Raw genomic sequence first — 19404 nt, 5'->3', positions numbered from 1 at the left:
TCCGTGCACGCTGCGCTGACGAAGTCCGACGTCGCGGCGCTGGCCGCGTCGAGGGGCCGTCCGGTGTCCGCGGTGCTGGCCGCCGCGATCACGACGCTCACCGGCGGTTGCCCGAGGTCGGTCGACGTGGCACTCGACGCCGCCACCCGGGCCGAGGCCGATGTTGCGGTCACCCGGGCAGTGTCCGACGCCGTGTTCGAGGACCGGGTCGAGGCCCTGCGCTCCCTGTCGGAGTCCGCGCAGACGGTTGTTCTGTTGGCGCACTTCGGCGGTGGCTCGGATCCGGAGGTCGTGACCGAGCTGGTCGGCACCGGAGCCGATGCCGGGTCGGCGACGGAGGACGCCGTCGCCGCTGGTTTGTTGTCGTCGACGCTGGAATCGCTGCCGGAGGTGGATCGCGCGCTGCTGACCGTCGTCGGGACGCGACGGATGCAGTCGACGGCGACCGAATTGCTCGAATACCGCTGCAAGACCGACACTCTCGATCTCGATACCGCAGTGACTCTGTCACACAGTGGGATCCGACACCCCGAGCTCGCGACGTACCTGACGGCTGCCGCCTCGGCGGCCACTCCGGAACACGCGGTGCGTCTGTACGAGCGTGCCGTGACCGCGGGAGCAGATCCTGTGAGCGTCGCACCGGCGCAGGCCGAGAACTGCTTCCTGCTCGGCGATCTGGACACGGCCGAGGAGCTGGCCGACGCGGCACTCGGGCAACACGATTCGATCGACGTCGCAGCCCTCCGTGTCGCCGTGCGGGTGTCGGCGGCCGTCGCGGCCGAGCGCGGAATGCTGACCCGCGCTGCCCAGCTCTACACCTGGCTCGGGCCGCAGAGGACGGGCGTCGACGCGGATCTGGCGATCGCAGCTGCCCTCGTCGCCGGTAATTCAGCGGCCGCCGAGTCGCTCGCAGCGTCCGACGCCGCCGGTCCACCGACTGCGGCCGGGGCTCGGGCGACGCTCCTCGCCGAAGGCATCCGGCAGTCCATCCGAGCGACGTCGACGCCCGAAGCATCGCTCGCGACAAGCACACTCCTGCAGGCGACCGCCATGTTTTCGGGCACGACTCGTCGCGCGAGTCCCGATTCCGCAGCGGCCGTCGCCGTACTCTTCGCGCTGCACACCGGTGATCTCGCACGCGCCGACGCCACCGCCCGCCGGGCGATCGACGCCTATCCTGCGTCGCATCCGCACCGGGCGAGGCTCGTTCTACTGCGCGCGTGGACGTCGATGCTCGCGGGCGACACCGCCGACGCGCAGGCGCACCTCGACTCGGTTCGAATCCCGCTGTCTCATAACCGAAACCGACTCTTCGAAGCAGGTCTTCGCGTCGGCCTGGCCAGGCGATCCGGTGACACCGGAGCGCTGCTGACCGCATGGGACGAGGCCTTGGACGTCGTCGCGTCGTACTCGGTGGATCTTCTGTCGTTTCTCCCCGTCGGGGAGCTGCTTCTGGCGGCCGTCCGCGTGGGACAGCCGGAACGCGTCGCGCATCTCACCGCGCAGGCCGACGCGGTGATCGCCGACCTGCACGAGCCCCACACTTGGTCGTCGTCGTTGCACTGGTACGGCGTCCAGGCCGCGATCCTGGCCGAGCATCCCGCCGATCTCGTCCCGCACGCCCGCGCACTCGCCCAGGCCGCCGAGGCCAACCGGTACGCCGCTGCGCTGGCCGGGGCCGGACGCGCGTGGCTCGGGGTACTGCAGGGAAACCCGAACGTCGCCGACGTGGAAGCCGCCGCGCAATCGCTGACCCGGTTCGGACTGTCGTGGGACGGTGCCCGACTCGCCAGCGAGGCAGCGTTGCGCGTGGCGGACACCCGCGTCGCGACGTCGCTGCTCCAGACCGCTCGCTCCCTCAGGTTGCCCACCGCAGCACCCACGACGGACGAGACCGCGGAGCCCAAAGGTTCGCTCAGCGCGCGGGAAGCCGAAGTGGCCGAACTCCTGGTCCTGGGCGTCACCTACCGCGAGGCGGGTGCGCGCCTCTACATATCGGCGAAAACCGTCGAGCATCACGTGGCACGTATCCGGCGTCGGCTGGGCGCCGGATCCCGGTCCGAGTTGCTGTCCATGCTGCGTGCACTCGGGTACGGCGCCGGATCGGCCGATCTGTAACTTCGGGACCCCCGAATGCGACATCCAGGTCAGTGAGCCGGTGCGTCGTGCGCCTGCTCGGAGCAGACCAGGAAAGCGCAGGCGATGGTGAACCGGCACGTGGCAGACGGTGACAACCCGGTGGACGGTGGGATTCCGGACGTCGGGCTGTACATCGACGATCAGCGGTCGATCGCTGCCGTCTCGCACCCCTACGGCGCAAGCCCGTCGCTGCACATCGCGTCCCTGCACAACACTGTCCTCTACATCCACGCCGACGGATCCGCATCGCTCGGCGGAACCGACGACCCCGATGCGGCCGTGTTCACCGACTACGTCGCAGACGAGGTTCCTTCCGGATACGAGGCAGGCGACCTCGTCGCAATGACTCTCCGCTGCCTCCTCGCCGAGGTGTCCCAGTCCATCGGTGCGGACATGGCGTCGGTTGCCGCCGCCGCGACCTTCCCTGCCACCTGGACAGCCGAGCGCGTCTCGGCCGTCCGCATGGCGATGAACCGGTACGACCTCGCCCACGTTGCACTCGTCGCAGAATCCGAAGCATTGACGGCCTGGGCGGAGTCGAGTCAGTCCACCTGGGCCGGCTCGGACTCGGGCGTCGCCGCTGCACGCGGCGCAGCAGCGATCGCGTCGGAGTATCCGGTCGATGCAGTGACGGAACGGATCGTCGTCGCGCGCAGTACTCGACCCCTCTGGGCCCGAACACCGGTGCTCGCCGCGGTCGCGCTCGCCGGCGTCCTGACTCTCGGCGGAGCCGTCACCGCCCTGGTGTTGCAGGATTCGTCGGCCCCGGCCCTGCCGGAGATCGAAAGCGCACCGGTCGCTGCATCGCCGTCGACCACACCCGCGCCGCGCGCCACACTCCCCTTCCCGACAGTCGTACCCATCGCGTCCGACGTACCGCAGATCCCCACACCGAGCGTCGAATACATCCCCACCGAGCCCGCTCCGACGAGCGAGACCACCACCCCGGAACTTCCACGCACCGTCCCGGTCGCCGAAACACCTCCTCCCACCAGCACCGAAGAGTCTCCGACGGAAGAACCTCCAACCGGGCCGGAGCTGGGAACGGACGACCCGGTCGACGGGGAAACCGAGCCCGTCGAAGGCGATCCCGAGGACACCGATGAGGAAAGACCCTCCGGGCAGCTACCGAGCGACGACCCGACGCCCTTGCGCGAAGCACCACGGAACTGATTCAAACCAGCGTCGGCAGGCGTCCGACCTGCAGGTTCCCGTGATAGTCGGCGTCATGCCCTATGGTGGGTCGCTGATGCTCAGCACCCGATGAAGGGACTTCATGCGTAACACGGGGGCACTGCGCGCCGCAGTGCTTTGTTCGACGGCGTTTCTGTCCATAGGTCTCTTCGCGGCTCCCGCTTCAGCGGATCCGGTGAGTGACGCCAACTCCGTGGTGCAGAGCCCCGCCGATCAGCTTCCTCGCGAACTGGCCGACGCAGTGGTGCGCGACCTGAAGATCTCTCCCCAGGAGTACCTCGACCGCGCGGCACGTGCACAGGAGTTGTCGACGTATGCGTCCGACTTCCGTGCGTCTCGTCCGTCCGATTTCGCAGGCGCCTGGATCGGGCCCGACGGCAATGCTGTCGTCGCCGTGACGTCCGACGCTGCGGCTCAGGCCGTGGCGAAGGACGGTTACGACACCGCGAAGGCACCGGTGTCCGCGGACGGCCTCGAGAAGTCGTTGTCCGATTTGAATACGTGGATCGGGTCGCTGCCTCGTGAGGTCGCGAGCCAGGTCAACGGAACGTCGATCGACATTCTCGACAATCAGATCGTCATCGACGTGGTCAACAGCCCGATCGGCAATGCGCTCAATCTGCCGACGCTGCTTGCCAATTTGAAGGTCATCCTGTCCCCCGGTGCGCCGAAGCCCGTCGACCCGTCTCCGATGGGCGGCGACACGTACATCACCACCGAGTCCGACATCAAGAGCACGTCGCCGACGGACATCAGTGTCTGCTCGTTCGGGTTCAACGCCACCGACGGCTCGGGCAATCCCGTCAATCTCAGTGCCGGACACTGCAATCCCAACGCAGACACCGGCGCCGGGGGTGCGCCGGTGTACCTGCCGAACCCGGCGAACGTCACCGACAGCACCCAGATCGGTAGCTTCGACCGTTCCAGCCTCGGGTCGGCCAGCGGTCTCGACTGGTCCGTCATCGGCCTGAACGACAAGGGCGTCGCCTCCGGGCTGGACCGCCCCACCGTTCGCGGCGCCAACGGCAGCACCGTCACCATCACCGGCACCGCATCTCCCGTGGTGGGCGCACCGGTGTGCAAGTCGGGGCAGTCGTCGTCGTTCACCTGCGGCATCGTCGCTGCCGATCGTGTCGAGACTCAGCTGTACATGGAAGACGGCAGCAGCCGAGCTGTCCGCGGATTCGCCAGCACGGCATGCACTCTCGCGGGCGACAGCGGCGGCGCCATCGTCACCGGCACCCTTGCACTCGGTATCACCAGCGGCTCCAACAGCGGTGGCGCACCGGACTGCACCGAAGCCAACCTGGCTCTCGCGCAGTACGGCGGCACAGCAAGCCTCGGCATCCCCATCGACCAGGTCGCCTCGGAAACCGGAACAACCGTGCGCACCTCGCCGGTCACGTAGTCTCTGCACACCTGTCGCCGCATCTCCTACGAGGTGCGGCGACATTTTCGTCCGAAGAACAAACTTCAGGTTCTATCGAGGGCTTTTCTTCGAACCGAAGGTATGCTTCCTCGGTCAACGTCTACGTAGCAGGGGGAGCGGAAAGTGTCTGCATTCAACGGAATTTGGCTGGATCTCGCGCAGTATCTCGTGACGCTGTGGCAAACCGCCATCGATTTCCTGCCGGCGCCGCCGCGCTGATCATCGAGCTTCGGCCCGCTCGGCCGCTCTGTGCAGCGTCGAGCGGGTTCGAGCCAGGATCGACGGAAGCGTACGGAGAGCCGACTTCATGCACCCAGAGAGCCACCAGGCCCTCGGAACTGCTGTCACCCGTAGTACGTCGTACCCCGCGTTGGCCCACACGCTCTTGATCTTGTTGACTCCGACGCCTTGATCCAGCTCGGCGACGCCCAGTCTGTCGTGCGCATCGGCGAACCACTCGATCAGCTGATGTCCCGGCTGAAGCTTGCCGATCGACGGGTCGTAGTGGGTGAGCCACCCCTCCATCCGACGATGCGTGCGAACGCCGATCTCGTGCGCCACCCATCGTCCGTCGACGACCAGCCCGGCAATGCACAGTCGGCCGGCCCGAGCTTCGCTCCGAAGAAAGTCACGCGCGAACTCCCCGTGCGGGGCCACGAGGTAGTTGACCTTGTCGGTCCCTTCGACGGAATCGGCGGCGAGCGAGACGATGTCGTTCCAGCGCGCGTCGAGATGGGCGACATCTCTGATCTGCTCGACCCGATACTCGGATTGCCGCTCGATCTTCGATCGATACTGACGGAGCCGCTTCAACGACTTGGCACTGCGGATACTCGACGCCGTGTCGCCGGGCCGCAGCACGACGATCGGGACCCTCTCGCGCACGAGTGCGTCCGCGTCCCATGCGCCGTGCCGCCCCAGTCGCACCACCGTCGGGTCGTTCGCGATCATCGAGTCACCCGTGAGCATCCACCCCTGGTCGGCGATGGCACCGAGGAGGACGTCCGAGGCTTCCTCGTCGTCACTCAGAAACTCGAGGGGAACCCCCAACGTGCTGCCGACGACCTTCGCCAGGACGAACGGTCCACGCCTGACCGTATCGAGGGGAGCCAGAGCAACCACGCGGCAACCGCGACGCACGACGACGAACCTGACGTTCAGCCGCAGCGCGCCGGCGACGTTGAGCACGAAACTCGGTCGGGACGAGAACACCGTGCCTGCCCGTGACGCCAGATCCTCCCAGTCGTCGAGAATCGACTCGGCACTCGACAAGACTTCTACCGTAACCGTCGCGATGCCCGTTTCCACCCCTCCAAAGTACCAAGAGTTCGTAAAGAGAGCTACAAACTACATCCGTTCGCATGACACCGATCGGCGCCTCCGACGCGGCCGTCGGCACCTCTCGCGGAGGGACTTCGCATCGTATGATCGACCCGGAAATTCGGTACACCAGTACCGATAGACGTTCGCCCCTTCAACGAAAGGCCCCCTCATGCTCGGCATTCTCGGCGTCGGCCTGGATCTCCTCGGTTACGCATTCACCATCGCAGCCGAAGCGATCAAACTGACTTCGCCCGGAGTCTTCGTCTGATTGCTCGTCCATACGAAAGAGCCCGCCACCTGATTACAGGTGACGGGCTCTTTACGTTCGAGCGGAAGCTCAGTTGGCGAACTTGGTGGTTCCCGGAGGCGCGTTCAGCGTGTTGATCAGGTCGATGCCTGCTACAACGAGGGTGGGCCCACCCGCAACGATGGTGCCGATGATCCCACCGATGGTGGCGAACGTCGGGACCGTGGCCAGTCCCGGCAAACCGCCGGCAAGGAAGCCGATAGCACCGATTCCGAAGCCGATTGCCGTACCGGTGAAGCCACCGATGGCAGTAGCGAGGCCGAGCTGCGACGAGAACGTCTGCTGCGCCTTGAGGTTCTCCTCCGGCGAAGCAACAGGCGTTGCACCGATGCTGCGGGAGTTGGCCGACGCCTTGGTCAGGTCCAACTGCGGGACGAGACGCAGGGTCTTGCCGTCGTTGTCGACGTTCTGCTCGTACGGGAAGTTCAGACCACCGAGGTTGAACGACAGCGGCAGGGTGACGACGACCTTGTCGGTCGAGTCGAGAACGTCGACGGTCTTGCCGTCGTCGGCGACCTTGAAGACTCCGGCGTCGATCGTCGTGACGATCGTGCGGTCCTCGAGGTTGGATTCGAAGCCGATGTTCTCGCCTGCGGTGCCCTCTTCCGAGGGTGCGGGGGCATCGGTTGCCGGCTGTGCATAGGCAGTGCCGCTGGCAAGACCGATTGCGGAAGCGACGAACGCTGCCGTAACGACCAGTTTGCTGAGTTTCATGTGGAGATTGTTCCGTTTCTATGCAATCGAGCCTGGCAGTACCGAACAGAGGTAGCCCGTCAGACGCAGATACACCCCAGACTGAATCCGCGAGTAAGTCGGTGCGCGCTGCAGCATATCTCACAACTCCGACCGAACGTTATCCTCTTGGCGCCTATGCGAGTCCCATTGGTTATCACCCGTCACAAGATGTCGACCCGAAATCGGTGAGACCAGTGAAAACAGGGCAATTCAGCCAATTCGAATCTCCGTGCCCCCAATTTTCGGGGCACCTCGACGGGGCACTTAGGGCTGCCTTCTCTGCGGACCCTTGCTTGGCTAGGCATAACGTGACCTACAGAACACACCCTACTGACCGGTTCAGCCCGTCGGCCGGTAGGGGAAAACCCGCGGTCACCAGCAGCCGCATCTAAGCCGCCCCTAAGTTACCAGCCGGTAACAACAAACTTGTTACCGACGGGTAGCGCCGCTACTCTTAGGCTGATCGGGCTGACCCGAGGTAGCACAGCCCCGCTACCACTGAACGAAAGGCCGCTTCATGAACGCCCTGACGATCACGTTGGGCACGGTCGGTTTCCTCCTCAGCCTTGTCTGTTGGGCCTACTTCTTCCGAGGGATCTGGAAGATGGTTGCCGCCATCGCACAAGGCCAGCCGGACAAAACCCGCTTGCGCCCGTTCATCCCGCGCTTCAAGCAGATGATGATCGAGTTCATCGCGCACACGCGCATGACGAAGTTCAGAACGGTCGGATGGGCTCACTGGCTCGTCATGGTCGGCTTCCTCGGTGGCTTCCTGCTCTGGTTCGAGGCGTACGGCCAGACGTTCAACCCCGAGTTCCACTGGCCCCTCTTCGGCAACACGTTCGCCTGGCATCTGTGGGACGAACTGCTCGGCATCGGAACCGTCGTCGGCATCGTCACCCTCATCGTGATCCGTCAGCTCAACCATCCGCGCAAGCCCGAGCGTCAGTCACGCTTCAGCGGCTCGCGCATGAAGGTCGCGTACGTCATCGAGGGCATCGTTCTGCTCGAGGGTCTCGGCATGATCCTCGTCAAGGCCGGCAAGATCGCCACCTACGGTCACGCCAACGCCTACTCGGACTTCTTCACGATGCAGGTCGCCAAGCTGCTGCCCGCAAGTCCCGAAATGGTCTCCGTGTTCGCCTTCGTCAAGTTGATGACCGGCATGATCTGGCTCCTGATCGTCGGCCGCAACATCAACTGGGGCGTAGCGTGGCACCGCTTCACCGCATTCCCCAACATCTACTTCAAGCGTGAGGCCGACGGCGGCGTCGCACTGGGTGCCGCCAAGCCCATGATGTCCGGCGGCAAGGTCCTCGTGATGGAGGACGCCGACCCCGACGTCGACGCATTCGGTGCGGGCAAGATCGAGGACTTCACGTGGAAGGGCTGGCTCGACTTCACCACGTGCACCGAGTGCGGCCGCTGCCAGTCGCAGTGCCCCGCCTGGAACACCGGCAAGCCGTTGTCGCCGAAGCTGCTCATCATGTCGCTTCGCGATCACGGAAACGAGAAGGCTCCGTACCTCCTCGCCGGCGGTAAGAAAGACATGGCCGGTGACGAGGTCGGTCTCGTCGACGCCGACGGCAACCCCGATCAGGCGAAGTTGGACAAGATCCCGCAGTCTGCCCGCGACGAGGCGGATCGCAAGCTCGTCGCCGACGCCGTCGAGGGCGGCATCATCGATCCCGAGGTTCTCTGGAGCTGCACCACCTGCGGTGCCTGCGTCGAACAATGCCCCGTGGACATCGAGCACGTCGACCACATCATCGACATGCGTCGCTACCAGGTGCTGATCGAGTCGGAGTTCCCGTCCGAGCTGGCAGGACTGTTCAAGAACCTCGAGAACAAGGGCAACCCTTGGGGGCAGAACTCCAAGGACCGTCTCAACTGGATCAACGAGATGGAATTCGACATCCCGGTGTTCGGCCAGGATGCAGATTCCTTCCGTGACTACGAGTACCTCTTCTGGGTCGGCTGCGCAGGTGCCTACGAGGACCGCGCGAAGAAGACCACCAAGGCCGTAGCGGAACTGCTGGCGACGGCGGGCGTGAAGTTCATGGTGCTCGGAGCGGACGAGACCTGCACCGGCGACTCCGCTCGTCGCGCAGGCAACGAGTTCCTGTTCCAGCAGCTCGCGATGCAGAACATCGAGACGCTCAACAGTGTGTTCGAGGGCGTCGAGCAGAAGAAGCGCAAGATCGTCGTCACCTGTGCGCACTGCTTCAACGCGCTCGGCAACGAGTACCCGCAGGTCGGCGGTGACTACGAGGTGGTGCACCACACCCAGCTCCTCAACCGTCTCGTGCGGCAGAAGAAGCTCATCCCGGTGGCGTCCGTCAGCCAGGACATCACGTACCACGACCCGTGCTACCTGGGTCGCCACAACAAGGTCTACGACGCTCCCCGCGAGCTCATGGCCGCGTCGGGCTCCAACCTGAAGGAAATGCCGCGTCACGGTGAGCGGTCCATGTGCTGTGGTGCCGGTGGTGCTCGCATGTGGATGGAAGAGAACATCGGCAAGCGCATCAACATCGACCGGGTCGACGAAGCGCTGGAGACCTTGGGTGGGAGCGGGGCACCAGCACAGAAGATCGCCACCGGTTGCCCGTTCTGCCGCGTCATGCTCACCGACGGTGTCACCGCGCGTCAGGAGGGCGGCGCTCACGAGGGTGTCGAGGTCGTCGACGTCGCGCAGCTGATGCTCGAGTCGATCACTCGCGTCGAGTCGTCCGTTCTCAGCGAGAACATCAAGGTCATCCCGCGTGAGCTCACTCCAGAGGAGAAGCTGGAGTCCGAGGAAGCCGCCGAGGTCGAGGAAGCCGAGCGGATCGAACCCGTCGAAGAGCCTGCAGAGGCCAAGTCCGCCCCTGCTGCTCCGGCTCCCAAGGCCGGCGGCTTGAAGATGAAGGGTCTCGCGAAGGCTCCGGGAGCGAAAGCACCAGGAGGCGCGAAGCCCGACGCCACCGAGGCAGCTCAGTCGAGCGCCGATGCTCCGGCCAAGCCCAAGGGGCTCGGTATTGCCGGAGGCGCAAAGCCGGGCGGCAAGGGCCTCGCGATCAAGGGCAAAGCACCGGGATCGAAGGCAGCAGCACCGGCACCGGCAGACACGGACGACAATGCAGCGGCACCTGCCGAAGCATCCGAGTCGACGCCGACGGTCAAGCCCAAGGGTCTCGCGGTCAAGTCCGGCTTCAAGAAGCCGGGCGCAAAGGCACCGGGCAAGCCCGCCGAGGCAGCAGAGCCCCAAAGCGCAGCGGAGCCCCAAAGCGCAGCGGAGCCTGAAGCTTCGGACACGACGGCCGAAGCCGCAACGGAAACAGCGGAGTCCAAGCCGACCGTCCAGCCCAAGGGTCTCGCCGTGAAGTCGGGGTTCAAGAAGCCCGGCGCCAAGGCACCCGGCAAGCCTGCTACACCGTCCGAGGCGACAGCACCGTCCGAGCCGGCAGCGGAAGCTACCGAATCGGCTGCGTCCGAGTCGACGGCACCTGTTGCGTCGTCGGAGTCGTTGCCGACGGTCAAGCCCAAGGGTCTGGCCGTGAAATCGGGCTTCAAGAAGCCAGGCGCGAAAACGCCAGGCAAGGCTGCTGCAGCCCCGGACACCGCGACCGAAACGCCTGCGGAACCGCAAGCACCTGCGTCGGAGACGTCGGCACCGGAGCCTCAGGGCACGGACGTCGACAGTTCCGCACCGGTCGAGGAGTCCAAGCCGACGGTCGCACCCAAGGGTCTGGCCGTGAAGTCGGGCTTCAAGAAGCCAGGCGCACGGACACCGGGCAAGGCCGCGACTCCTGCACCAGCCGAATCGCCTGCAGAGGCCCCGGCAGAACCCGAGGACAGCGAACCTCAGGAACCTGCCGAGACGTCGACCAGCGACACGCAGTCCAACGGTGCAGCAGATTCCAACGGCGCAGCGGAATCCAACGGGGAGACCAGGACTCCGCCTCCGGCCAAGCCGGGTGGACTCGGGTTCCGTCCGGGCACCAAGGTTCCGGGACGCAAGAAGTAACCTGACACCCTTTTTACCGACTCCGCACGCCTGTTCACTTCAGAGCAGGCGTGCGGAGTCGTCAGTAGGGGTGCCAGGTCCCTATAGCACGCTCCGCCCTCGACACTCCGCGAATGTGCACGCGAAGGCCCGAGTTATCCACAGCTCCAGGCGTTGTCCACATTTCTGAAACCGCTCTTGTTCCGTGCCGGAGCGGTTGCCACGATTCGGTCATGACGAGAATCGTTTCCAGATCCGATGCCTTGACTCGCGGGGTGTCCGACGCTGAGTTGCAGCGTTTCTGCCGCACGAGGGCCTGGCGACGACTTCGGCCTGGAAGGTTCGTCAGCAGACGCGACTTCGATGCGCTCACCCCCGCCGAGAAGCACCGCGTCGTCGCCGAGGCGGTGCTCGACGCCGCTACTGCAGGCGACGCGATACTGAGCCACACGACGGCTGCGGTCTTCCACGGTCTCGATGTGAACGCGTCGGATCTTCGGTACGTGCACATCACGCGGAACAGGACCGGCGGTGGCCGGCGCAACGGTTATCGCATCGTGCACGGGGCGCCGTACTCCACTTCGGACGTGGCCGTCGTCGACGGGGTTCTGGTGACCGCACTACCTCGGACCGTTGCCGATGTGGCGCGATCGCTGACGTTCGCGGACGCCGTGTGCATCGCCGATCTCGCTGCGCGAACGAAGAATTTGATGCCCAAGGAGGTTGCTGCGGCGCTCGACGCGTGCGCCCACCATCCGAACAATCGACAGGCTCGTCGGGTGGCCGAGTTCATGACCGGGAAGTCCGAGAGCGTCGGCGAATCTCGTTGCCGGGTGGTGCTGCACCAGCTCGGCTACACCCCGAGGCTTCAGGTTCGAGTGTCCGACGGCAACGGTGCCTTTGCCCGCGTCGACTTCTACCTGGACGGCATTTTCACCGTGATCGAGTTCGACGGGTTCGTCAAGTACGGTCGGCTGGTCCCCACGGGCGAAACACCGGCCGACGTCGCATGGAAGGAGAAGGTCCGCGAGGATCGGATCCGTTCAGGCGGAGCGCAGGTGGTCCGGCTGACCTGGGCCGATCTCGACCGGCCGGAGCACATCGACCGGTTGATCCGTGCGGCTGCCGAACGTGCCGGAAATTCCCCGCGCCCCACTCTGCTGTTCGCCTGAGCTAGCACCTTTTTTGCTGACCTGACACGCCGAATCAGGTCCGAGCACGTGTGCGGACCCCACAAAAAGGGTGCTGGCTCCCGAACCGACCAGCACCGCTCACGGTCGCCACAGCTCCAGTTCAGGAATGCCGGGAGGCGTGAAGCCGAGCACCTGACCGTAGAAGGACAGTTCGGACTCTCGTGCGTTCACCTGTGTCTCGAGTTTGCGGAATCCGTGCGATTCGCCCTCGTACGCCAGGTAGGCGTGGGGAATTCCCTTCTTCACCAAAGCATCCCGGAATCGTTCGGCTTGCGACGGTGGAACGATCGGATCCGCCAGGCCCTGCAGCAACAGAACCGGGCACGACAAGCCGTCGACGTTGTTGACCGGTGCGCGCGTGCGGTACAGGTCCAGCGCCTCCGGGAGCGGTCCGATCAGCCCGTCGATGTAGCGGGACTCGAAATCGTGAGTCTCGGCGACGAACATCTCCAGCTCGGCGACGCCGTAATACGATGCACCACAGGCGAAGACATCCGACGACGTCAGCGCCGCCAAGACGGTCCAGCCGCCGGCCGAGCCACCCTCGATGGCCAGACGCGCCGGATCGGCCAGGCCCGCGTCGGCGAGGCCTCGGACAGCGGCGACGGTGTCCTCGACGTCGACGATTCCCCACTGGCCCCGCAGCCTGTTCCGGTATGCACGGCCGTATCCGCTCGAACCGCCGTAGTTGACGTCGACGACGCCGATGCCCCGGCTGGTGAAGTACGCGAACACCGGGTTCAGTGCAGGTGCCACGTGCGCTGTCGGGCCACCGTGAACGAATGCCACGTACGGCGGCAGTTCGCCGTCCAGCCCGGTGTACTCCGGATTGCGAGGTGCGTAGGCGATAGCGTGGACTTCGCGTTCGGGCCCCTGGAACGTGACGGGCTCACCGTGCGGGAGGTAGTCGGCGTCGGGCACGGTTTCGAGTCCGGAACGCACCAGCGTGGTGTCGCCGGATTCGAGGTCCAGCAGTCGCAATCCGCTCGGGCTTTGGGCACCACCGGCTTTGAGCAGGAACGATGTTCCGTTGCGCGCCCCGAGTGTCACCGATGTGAGTCCCGGCAGATCGATGTCCTGCAAGGTGCCCGTCTCCGGGTCCAGTACGGCGAGGGTGTCGGTCCCGAAGGTGCGGACGGTCAGCAGCTTTCCGTCGTCCAGCACCGAGTACCACCGCGCCCCGAGCTGCCACAGCGGCGCTCCGAAATCTGCTTCGGCCTCGTGCAGTGCGGTTACGTTGCCGGACAGATCGGTTCGGTAGATGTTCCACCACCCGGTCCGGTCGCTGATGACGTAGAGCGTGTCCTCGTCGATCCACTCGGGCTGCAGAACGGATTCCTCGTCGCCGCCGAGAACCACGGTGATCTCACCGGTGGACAGATCCGCGACTCGTAGTTCCGTTCCGTCCCAGGGCATCCGAGGGTGATCCCACGCGATCCAGGCCAGTTTGCTGCGGTCGGGAGACAAGCGAGGGAACGCGAGGAAGTGAGATCCGGACACCAGCGAGCGGACACCTGTCCCGTCGAGCCGAATCGCACAGATGTCGCGAGCGACCGCCGTACCGTCGTGCACCTCACGGACCGCGACGACCTCGTCACCGACGACCGTCAATTCGCCGAAACGCACCGACGACGGAGTCTCCGGCTCCGGCGTCAGCGGAACCGGAGTATCGCCGGGCCTGGTGACGTAGACGCGCTGATCGGAGAACTCGGAGAACACGATTCGCCCGTCGGACACGGTGGTCCAGGCTCCGCCCCCGTATTCGTGAACACGGGTGCGGGCGTTGTACGGCTCCGGTATCACGGTCTCGACGTGCCCGTCCCGATGACGGCACACCGTCGTCCTGCCGCCCTCCGTCGGCCGCATCTCGGCCCACCGGATCTCGTCGCCGACGAATCGCCCACCCTCCACCGGATGGCCGCTCGCGGACAGATCCGCAGCGGAAATCGGGGACGGCCAGGAACCGAAGGGCAACGAGGTCGCAGTCATGCGGACCAGCGTAGGCAACCGGACAAGCCAGGTACGAGCTGCGGTCGTTACGCGCCGTTCATCCCCCGGACAAATGTGCTGGACAAAATGGAGTCTCGACCCAAGGGGGAACCGTGCGCAACACGACATCGAACAGCGTCGACGACGCAATCCTGGCATTCGGCCGATCCTGGTACGGATACGGCGGAGGCAGCGACGAGGACATCTACGTCCACTTCGGCCTGCCCGCGCGGTCCTACTTCACCCGTCTCAGCGCCCTGCTCGACGGACCGGCAGGCAAGACCCTCGACGACGAGACCCGCGAGAGCATGCGGGCCGTCTGCGCGCGGCGGCTTCGTTAAGCGACCGGATCCAGCAGTTCGGGGCTGTTGTTGCGCACACTGTTGACGGCGGTCCCCACCTCGTAGGGAAGCAGGCGAGGCTCGGGAACGGTGGCCAGCATCTCCTGCACCGATTCCAGTTTCGTGATGGACGGGCTGAGCCAGTCGTCGCGAAGGCCGTCCGGGATGACCACCGGCGAACGGTCGTGGATGTGCCCCAGCGCATCGGCTGCAGGCGCCGTCAGCACGGTGACGGACCAGACCCAGCGATCCTCGTCGTCGTCGGACTTCGTGGGATCACGCCACAGCTCGTACAGCCCCGCCATGGCCAGGACACCTTCTGCGTGCAGGAAGTACGGAACCTTCGCCCCGTCGCGCTTCTCCCACTCGTAGTAACCGTCGGCGGGGACGATGCACCGACGCTTCGACGCAGCCTTCTTGAACGACGGCTTCTCGGTGATGGTCTCCGATCGCGCGTTGATCATCCGGCTGCCGATCTTGGCGTCCTTGGACCACGACGGAATCAGGCCCCACCTCACCGACCGGAGCTGACGCACGGCGTCGGACTCCGGCTCGTCCTTGGGGGTGCGTTCCAGCACCGTACGAACGGTCTGCGTCGGCGCGATGTTGTAGGACGGGGGAAGCTCGTCCCCCACCGATTCTGCGATGTCGAACACCGCGCGGAGATCACTGTCGCTCTGGGTGCTGGCATAGCGTCCACACATGCCGTCGATTGTCGCACCGATTACCGACAAGTAATCCGCTCGCGGTGAGAGAACTTCACCTGGCACGATAAGGGCGTGAGCAATCCGCAGACGATCCACCAGACGCGCCATCGCACACTGCAACAGTCCACGAAGCTGCAGAACGTGCTGTACGAGATCCGTGGGCCGGTACACGCCCACGCGGCGCGGCTGGAAGCGGAGGGGCACCGCATCCTCAAGCTGAACATCGGCAACCCCGCGCCGTTCGGTTTCGAGGCGCCCGACGTGATCGTTCGCGACATGATCGCTGCCCTCCCCTACGCCCAGGGTTACTCGGAATCGAAGGGCATCCTGTCCGCTCGCCGTGCCATCGTCACCCGGTACGAGCTCGAGCCGGGCTTCCCCGAGGTCGACGTCGACGACATCTATCTGGGCAACGGCGTCTCCGAGCTCATCACCATGACGATGCAGGCTTTGCTCGACGACGGTGACGAGGTGCTGATCCCGGCGCCGGACTACCCACTGTGGACGGCAATGACCACGCTGTCGGGTGGCAAGGCCGTGCACTATCTGTGCGACGAGGAGAACGGGTGGAACCCCGACCTCGCGGACATCGAATCGAAGATCACCCCGAAGACCGTCGCACTGCTGGTGATCAACCCCAACAACCCGACGGGCGCGGTCTACTCGCGAGAAGTTCTGCAGGGCATCGTCGACCTCGCCCGTAAGTACCAGCTGCTGCTGCTGGCCGACGAGATCTACGACCGGATCCTGTACGACGATGCCGAGCACATCTCGTTGGCGAGCCTCGCTCCCGACCTGCTCTGCCTGACCTACAACGGCTTGTCGAAGGCGTATCGCGTCGCGGGCTACCGCTCCGGTTGGCTCGCGATCACCGGGCCGAAGGAACACGCAGCCGGCTTCATCGAGGGCATCGACCTGCTGGCGTCGACTCGCCTGTGCCCGAATGTGCCTGCACAGCACGCGATTCAGGTGGCACTGGGTGGACACCAGAGCATCGAGGACCTGATCCTGCCCGGTGGCCGCCTCCTCGAGCAGCGCGATGTCGCGTGGGAGAAACTCAACGCCATCGACGGCGTCTCGTGTGTGAAGCCCCGCGGCGCACTGTATGCGTTCCCGCGTCTCGACCCCGAGGTGCACGAGATCCACGACGACGAGAAGCTCGTACAGGATCTGTTGCTGCAGGAGAAGATCCTCGTCGTCCAGGGCACCGGCTTCAACTGGCCGGGGCACGACCACCTCCGCATCGTGACGCTGCCGTGGGCTCGCGACTTGTCCGTTGCCATCGAGAGGTTCGGAAACTTCCTGGCGTCGTACAAGCAGTAGGTCGGTTGTTTCGCTTTTCCCTTCGACCCGCCGCGTCAACTGACGGGAAAGTAGGGAAAGTGATTGAAAAGTGACACAAAAAACATCCCCGCTGCCCTACACACGGACCCAAGTTTCTGTAGATTGGCGGTCGGCACCTTGTGTGCCCGAGCACTGGTCGTACCCCACCCCCCCCGGGGCGATCAGGAAGGTGGCGGGGGACGCCCCCCCTGCTCCCCGCCACCGAGCTCCCAAACCTCCCGACCCCCGCGTCGCGCTGGGTCCGACGCGTCGTCACCCACTAGCCTTGCACCGTGGATTCACACGGGCATGGACACGGTCACGGTCACAGCAACGAGCCGGCTCCGCTCGGCCCCGTCGCCGCCCGGATCGTGATCGGCCTGCTGCTGGCCATCGGTCTCGCTGTCGTTGCCGGAGCCGTGCTTCTCTGGCCGAGCAAACAGAGCGTCGAGATCCCGCTTCCCTTCCAGACCTCCGGCGGCGGGGCCGTGAACACCGAAGCCGGGACGGTCGTGTCCCAGGACATTGGCGCCTGCGGCAGCGGTTCCGCCGGACGCGTCTTCACCGGTAATCCGACGCCACCGATCGGCGCCGGATACGAATGCCAGCGCAGCATCGTGACCATCGATTCCGGGCCGAACGCGGGGACACGAACTCTCATCGAGATCGTGCCCGGTCCAGGCCAACCCGACATCCGTACCGGTGAGAGCGTGCGACTGGTCCGGCAGACCGATCCGAACGGAACGACGCAGTATTCGTTCAACGATTTCGCTCGCGGATTGCCGCTGTCGATCATCGTCGCCGTCTTCGCGGTCGTCATCTGCGTCGTGGCCAGGTGGCGCGGCTTCCGTGCGTTGATCGGTTTGATCATCGCCTTCGCCGTTCTCGTCGGCTTCATGTTGCCTGCGTTGCTCGACGGCGCCCCGGCGATACCCGTTGCGTTGGTGGCGGGGTCGATCATCCTGTACGCGGTGCTGTATCTGGCGCACGGAGTGAACCTACGCACGAGCTCCGCCTTGCTCGGGACATTGACCTCGATGGCGCTCGCTGCGGTGTTGTCCTACGTCGCGATCCGAATGACTCATCTGACGGGTCTGTCGGAAGAACAGAACACCGACGTCCAGGCCTACATCCAGCAGGTGAGCATCACCGGGCTGCTGCTCGCCGGCTTCATCATCGGATCGCTCGGTGTGCTGAACGACGTCACCATCACGCAGGCCTCGGCTGCGTTCGAGATCGCGTCCGCCGACGCCACCGCCACCCGACGGCAGATCTTCTCGTCGGCGATGCGCGTCGGCCGCGACCACATCGCGAGCACGGTGTACACCCTCGTGCTCGCGTACGCGGGTGGAGCGCTGCCGTTGCTGTTGTTGTTCAGCGTGGCGGGCAGGTCCATCCAGGACGTGCTGACGGGTGACGCCGTGGCGATCGAGATCGTGCGATCGTCGGTCGGAGGCGTAGCCCTTGCTCTGTCCGTTCCGTTGACGACGGGCATAGCCGCACTGCTCGCTCGACCGGGCGGAGTTGCCGGACCGAAGCGGGCGGCACCGAAGAAGTCCGGTCGCCATTCACGCTGAGTGTCAGGCGAACGCCGCGGCGACGGTCTCGGACAGCAGTTCGCCTGCGTGCGTGCTCAGCCCGGCCTTCAATCCGGAGTCCTGGGCGACTGCGGCTTCCCATCCCCTGTCCGCCAGTGAGATCACGTACGGCAGAGTCGCGTTCGTCAACGCGTAGGTGGAGGTGCGCGGCACGGCGCCCGGCATGTTCGCGACGCAGTAGAACACCGATTCGTGAACGCGGTACGTCGGATCGGCATGCGTCGTGGGACGCGAGTCCGCGAAGCAGCCGCCCTGATCGATTGCGATGTCGACGAGAACCGAGCCCGGCTTCATGCGCTGAACCAGACTGTTGGAGACGAGCTTCGGAGCCTTCGCGCCGGGAACCAGCACTGCGCCGATCACCATGTCCGCATCGAGAACTGCGTGTTCGAGCTCGAGCGCGTTGGACACCACCGTCTTGACGGCGCCCTTGTACTGGTCGTCGATTGCCCTGAGCGCCTTGACGTTCAGATCCAGCACAGTGACGTCGGCGTGCATGCCGTGAGCGATGGCCACCGCGTTACGGCCGGACACACCGGCTCCGATCACGACAACGTTGGCGGGGCGCACTCCGGGGACACCGCCCATCAGAACTCCGCGCCCACCTCCGCTGGCCATCATGTGGTAGGCCCCGGCCTGCGGCGCGAGTCGACCGGCGACCTCGCTCATCGGCGCGAGCAAGGGCAGCGTGCCGTCCGGAGCGGTGACCGTCTCGTAGGCGATCGACGTGGTTCCCGACGCCAGCAGTGCATCCGTGCACTCTTTCGATGCCGCGAGGTGAAGGTACGTGAACAGCACCTGGCCCGAGCGCAGTCGGTGATACTCCTCGGCAATCGGCTCCTTGACCTTCAGGAGTAGATCCGCAGCTTCCCAGACCGCATCCGCGGAGGTGAAGATCTGAGCGCCCGCCGCTTTGAAGTCGGTGTCGCTGAACGACGATCCGGTACCTGCTTCGGTTTCGATGATGACTTCGTGTCCGCGCGAGACCAATTCGTGAACACCGGCCGGGGTGATGGCAACCCGGTACTCGTGGTTCTTGATCTCGCGTGGAATTCCGATTTTCATGACGTGCTCCTAAGCCGAATCGATTGAGCTGGTACGCCAACTCTGAATTATCAGCGGTCAAGCCACAACTGAT

General features: G+C 65.2%; 13 protein-coding genes. 8 read left to right on the top strand and 5 right to left on the bottom strand.

Annotation, left to right across the window (positions count from 1 at the left end; all coding sequences use genetic code 11):
• The first annotated feature begins 3 nt into the window (after nucleotides 1-3).
• The 3 genes from BH95_RS23975 to BH95_RS23965 all read left to right on the top strand — a co-directional run bounded on the left by BH95_RS23975 (nucleotide 4) and on the right by BH95_RS23965 (nucleotide 4741).
• On the top strand, nucleotides 4-2118 hold the full coding sequence (locus tag BH95_RS23975; protein WP_037184620.1) for a LuxR C-terminal-related transcriptional regulator: 2115 nt from the start codon (nucleotides 4-6) through the stop codon (nucleotides 2116-2118).
• A gap of 99 nt (nucleotides 2119-2217) precedes the next feature.
• On the top strand, nucleotides 2218-3312 hold the full coding sequence (locus BH95_RS23970) for a hypothetical protein (RefSeq protein WP_244165119.1): 1095 nt from the start codon (nucleotides 2218-2220) through the stop codon (nucleotides 3310-3312).
• 103 nt (nucleotides 3313-3415) lie between these two features.
• Nucleotides 3416-4741 carry a S1 family peptidase gene (locus BH95_RS23965; protein ID WP_244165118.1) on the top strand — a complete coding sequence of 442 codons (1326 nt, stop codon included), beginning with the start codon at nucleotides 3416-3418 and terminating at the stop codon, nucleotides 4739-4741.
• 240 nt (nucleotides 4742-4981) lie between these two features.
• Here the strand turns inward: BH95_RS23965 and BH95_RS23960 are convergent, their stop codons facing one another.
• Nucleotides 4982-6034: a GNAT family N-acetyltransferase gene (locus BH95_RS23960; protein ID WP_157773153.1), complete on the bottom strand. Its 1053-nt coding sequence runs from the start codon at nucleotides 6032-6034 to the stop codon at nucleotides 4982-4984.
• A 388-nt stretch (nucleotides 6035-6422) separates the two neighbouring features.
• Nucleotides 6423-7106: a hypothetical protein gene (locus BH95_RS23955; protein WP_037184616.1), complete on the bottom strand. Its 684-nt coding sequence runs from the start codon at nucleotides 7104-7106 to the stop codon at nucleotides 6423-6425.
• 538 nt (nucleotides 7107-7644) lie between these two features.
• On the opposite strand from BH95_RS23955, the gene BH95_RS23950 reads away from it, so the two are divergent.
• On the top strand, nucleotides 7645-11136 hold the full coding sequence (locus BH95_RS23950; RefSeq protein ID WP_037184614.1) for a (Fe-S)-binding protein: 3492 nt from the start codon (nucleotides 7645-7647) through the stop codon (nucleotides 11134-11136).
• Between the two features lie 212 nt (nucleotides 11137-11348).
• The gene (locus BH95_RS23945; RefSeq protein ID WP_037184612.1) at nucleotides 11349-12287 is read left to right on the top strand and encodes a hypothetical protein; all 939 of its coding nucleotides are present in this window, start codon (nucleotides 11349-11351) and stop codon (nucleotides 12285-12287) included.
• Nucleotides 12288-12386: 99 nt separating this feature from the next.
• On the opposite strand, the gene BH95_RS23940 is transcribed toward BH95_RS23945, so the two are convergent.
• Nucleotides 12387-14297 (bottom strand): prolyl oligopeptidase family serine peptidase, encoded by a 1911-nt coding sequence (locus BH95_RS23940; RefSeq protein ID WP_037184610.1) that lies wholly within the window; start codon nucleotides 14295-14297, stop codon nucleotides 12387-12389.
• 113 nt (nucleotides 14298-14410) lie between these two features.
• Here BH95_RS23940 and BH95_RS23935 point away from each other — a divergent pair, with 113 nt between their 5' ends.
• The gene (locus BH95_RS23935) at nucleotides 14411-14638 is read left to right on the top strand and encodes a DUF3263 domain-containing protein (protein ID WP_033189134.1); all 228 of its coding nucleotides are present in this window, start codon (nucleotides 14411-14413) and stop codon (nucleotides 14636-14638) included.
• On the opposite strand, the gene BH95_RS23930 is transcribed toward BH95_RS23935, so the two are convergent.
• Nucleotides 14635-15342 (bottom strand): SOS response-associated peptidase, encoded by a 708-nt coding sequence (locus BH95_RS23930; RefSeq protein ID WP_019663840.1) that lies wholly within the window; start codon nucleotides 15340-15342, stop codon nucleotides 14635-14637. The genes BH95_RS23935 and BH95_RS23930 overlap by 4 nt on opposite strands.
• 75 nt (nucleotides 15343-15417) lie before the next feature.
• Here BH95_RS23930 and BH95_RS23925 point away from each other — a divergent pair, with 75 nt between their 5' ends.
• Both BH95_RS23925 and BH95_RS23920 read left to right on the top strand, forming a co-directional pair.
• Nucleotides 15418-16668 carry a pyridoxal phosphate-dependent aminotransferase gene (locus BH95_RS23925; RefSeq protein WP_019663841.1) on the top strand — a complete coding sequence of 417 codons (1251 nt, stop codon included), beginning with the start codon at nucleotides 15418-15420 and terminating at the stop codon, nucleotides 16666-16668.
• A gap of 293 nt (nucleotides 16669-16961) precedes the next feature.
• Nucleotides 16962-18245, top strand: a complete 1284-nt coding sequence (locus tag BH95_RS23920) for a YibE/F family protein (protein WP_033189133.1) — start codon at nucleotides 16962-16964, stop codon at nucleotides 18243-18245.
• 3 nt (nucleotides 18246-18248) lie between these two features.
• Here the strand turns inward: BH95_RS23920 and ald are convergent, their stop codons facing one another.
• Entirely contained in the window at nucleotides 18249-19331 is a 1083-nt protein-coding gene (gene ald, locus BH95_RS23915) for an alanine dehydrogenase (protein ID WP_037184608.1), read from the bottom strand.
• Between the last annotated feature and the right edge of the window lie 73 nt (nucleotides 19332-19404).

It is taken from the genome of Rhodococcoides fascians A44A (assembly GCF_000760735.1).
Lineage (GTDB): Bacteria > Actinomycetota > Actinomycetes > Mycobacteriales > Mycobacteriaceae > Rhodococcoides > Rhodococcoides fascians_E.
The sequence above is the reverse complement of the archived record's forward strand: the minus strand, read 5'-3'. Positions and strand labels throughout refer to the sequence as shown.

Coding starts and splice junctions, on each gene's coding strand:
- BH95_RS23950 (WP_037184614.1), top strand. CDS start 7,645: ATGAACGCCCTGACGATCACGTTGGGCACGGTCGGTTTCCTCCTCAGC.
- BH95_RS23955 (WP_037184616.1), bottom strand. CDS start 7,106: ATGAAACTCAGCAAACTGGTCGTTACGGCAGCGTTCGTCGCTTCCGCA.
- BH95_RS23930 (WP_019663840.1), bottom strand. CDS start 15,342: ATGTGTGGACGCTATGCCAGCACCCAGAGCGACAGTGATCTCCGCGCG.
- BH95_RS23945 (WP_037184612.1), top strand. CDS start 11,349: ATGACGAGAATCGTTTCCAGATCCGATGCCTTGACTCGCGGGGTGTCC.
- BH95_RS23965 (WP_244165118.1), top strand. CDS start 3,416: ATGCGTAACACGGGGGCACTGCGCGCCGCAGTGCTTTGTTCGACGGCG.
- ald (WP_037184608.1), bottom strand. CDS start 19,331: ATGAAAATCGGAATTCCACGCGAGATCAAGAACCACGAGTACCGGGTT.
- BH95_RS23940 (WP_037184610.1), bottom strand. CDS start 14,297: ATGACTGCGACCTCGTTGCCCTTCGGTTCCTGGCCGTCCCCGATTTCC.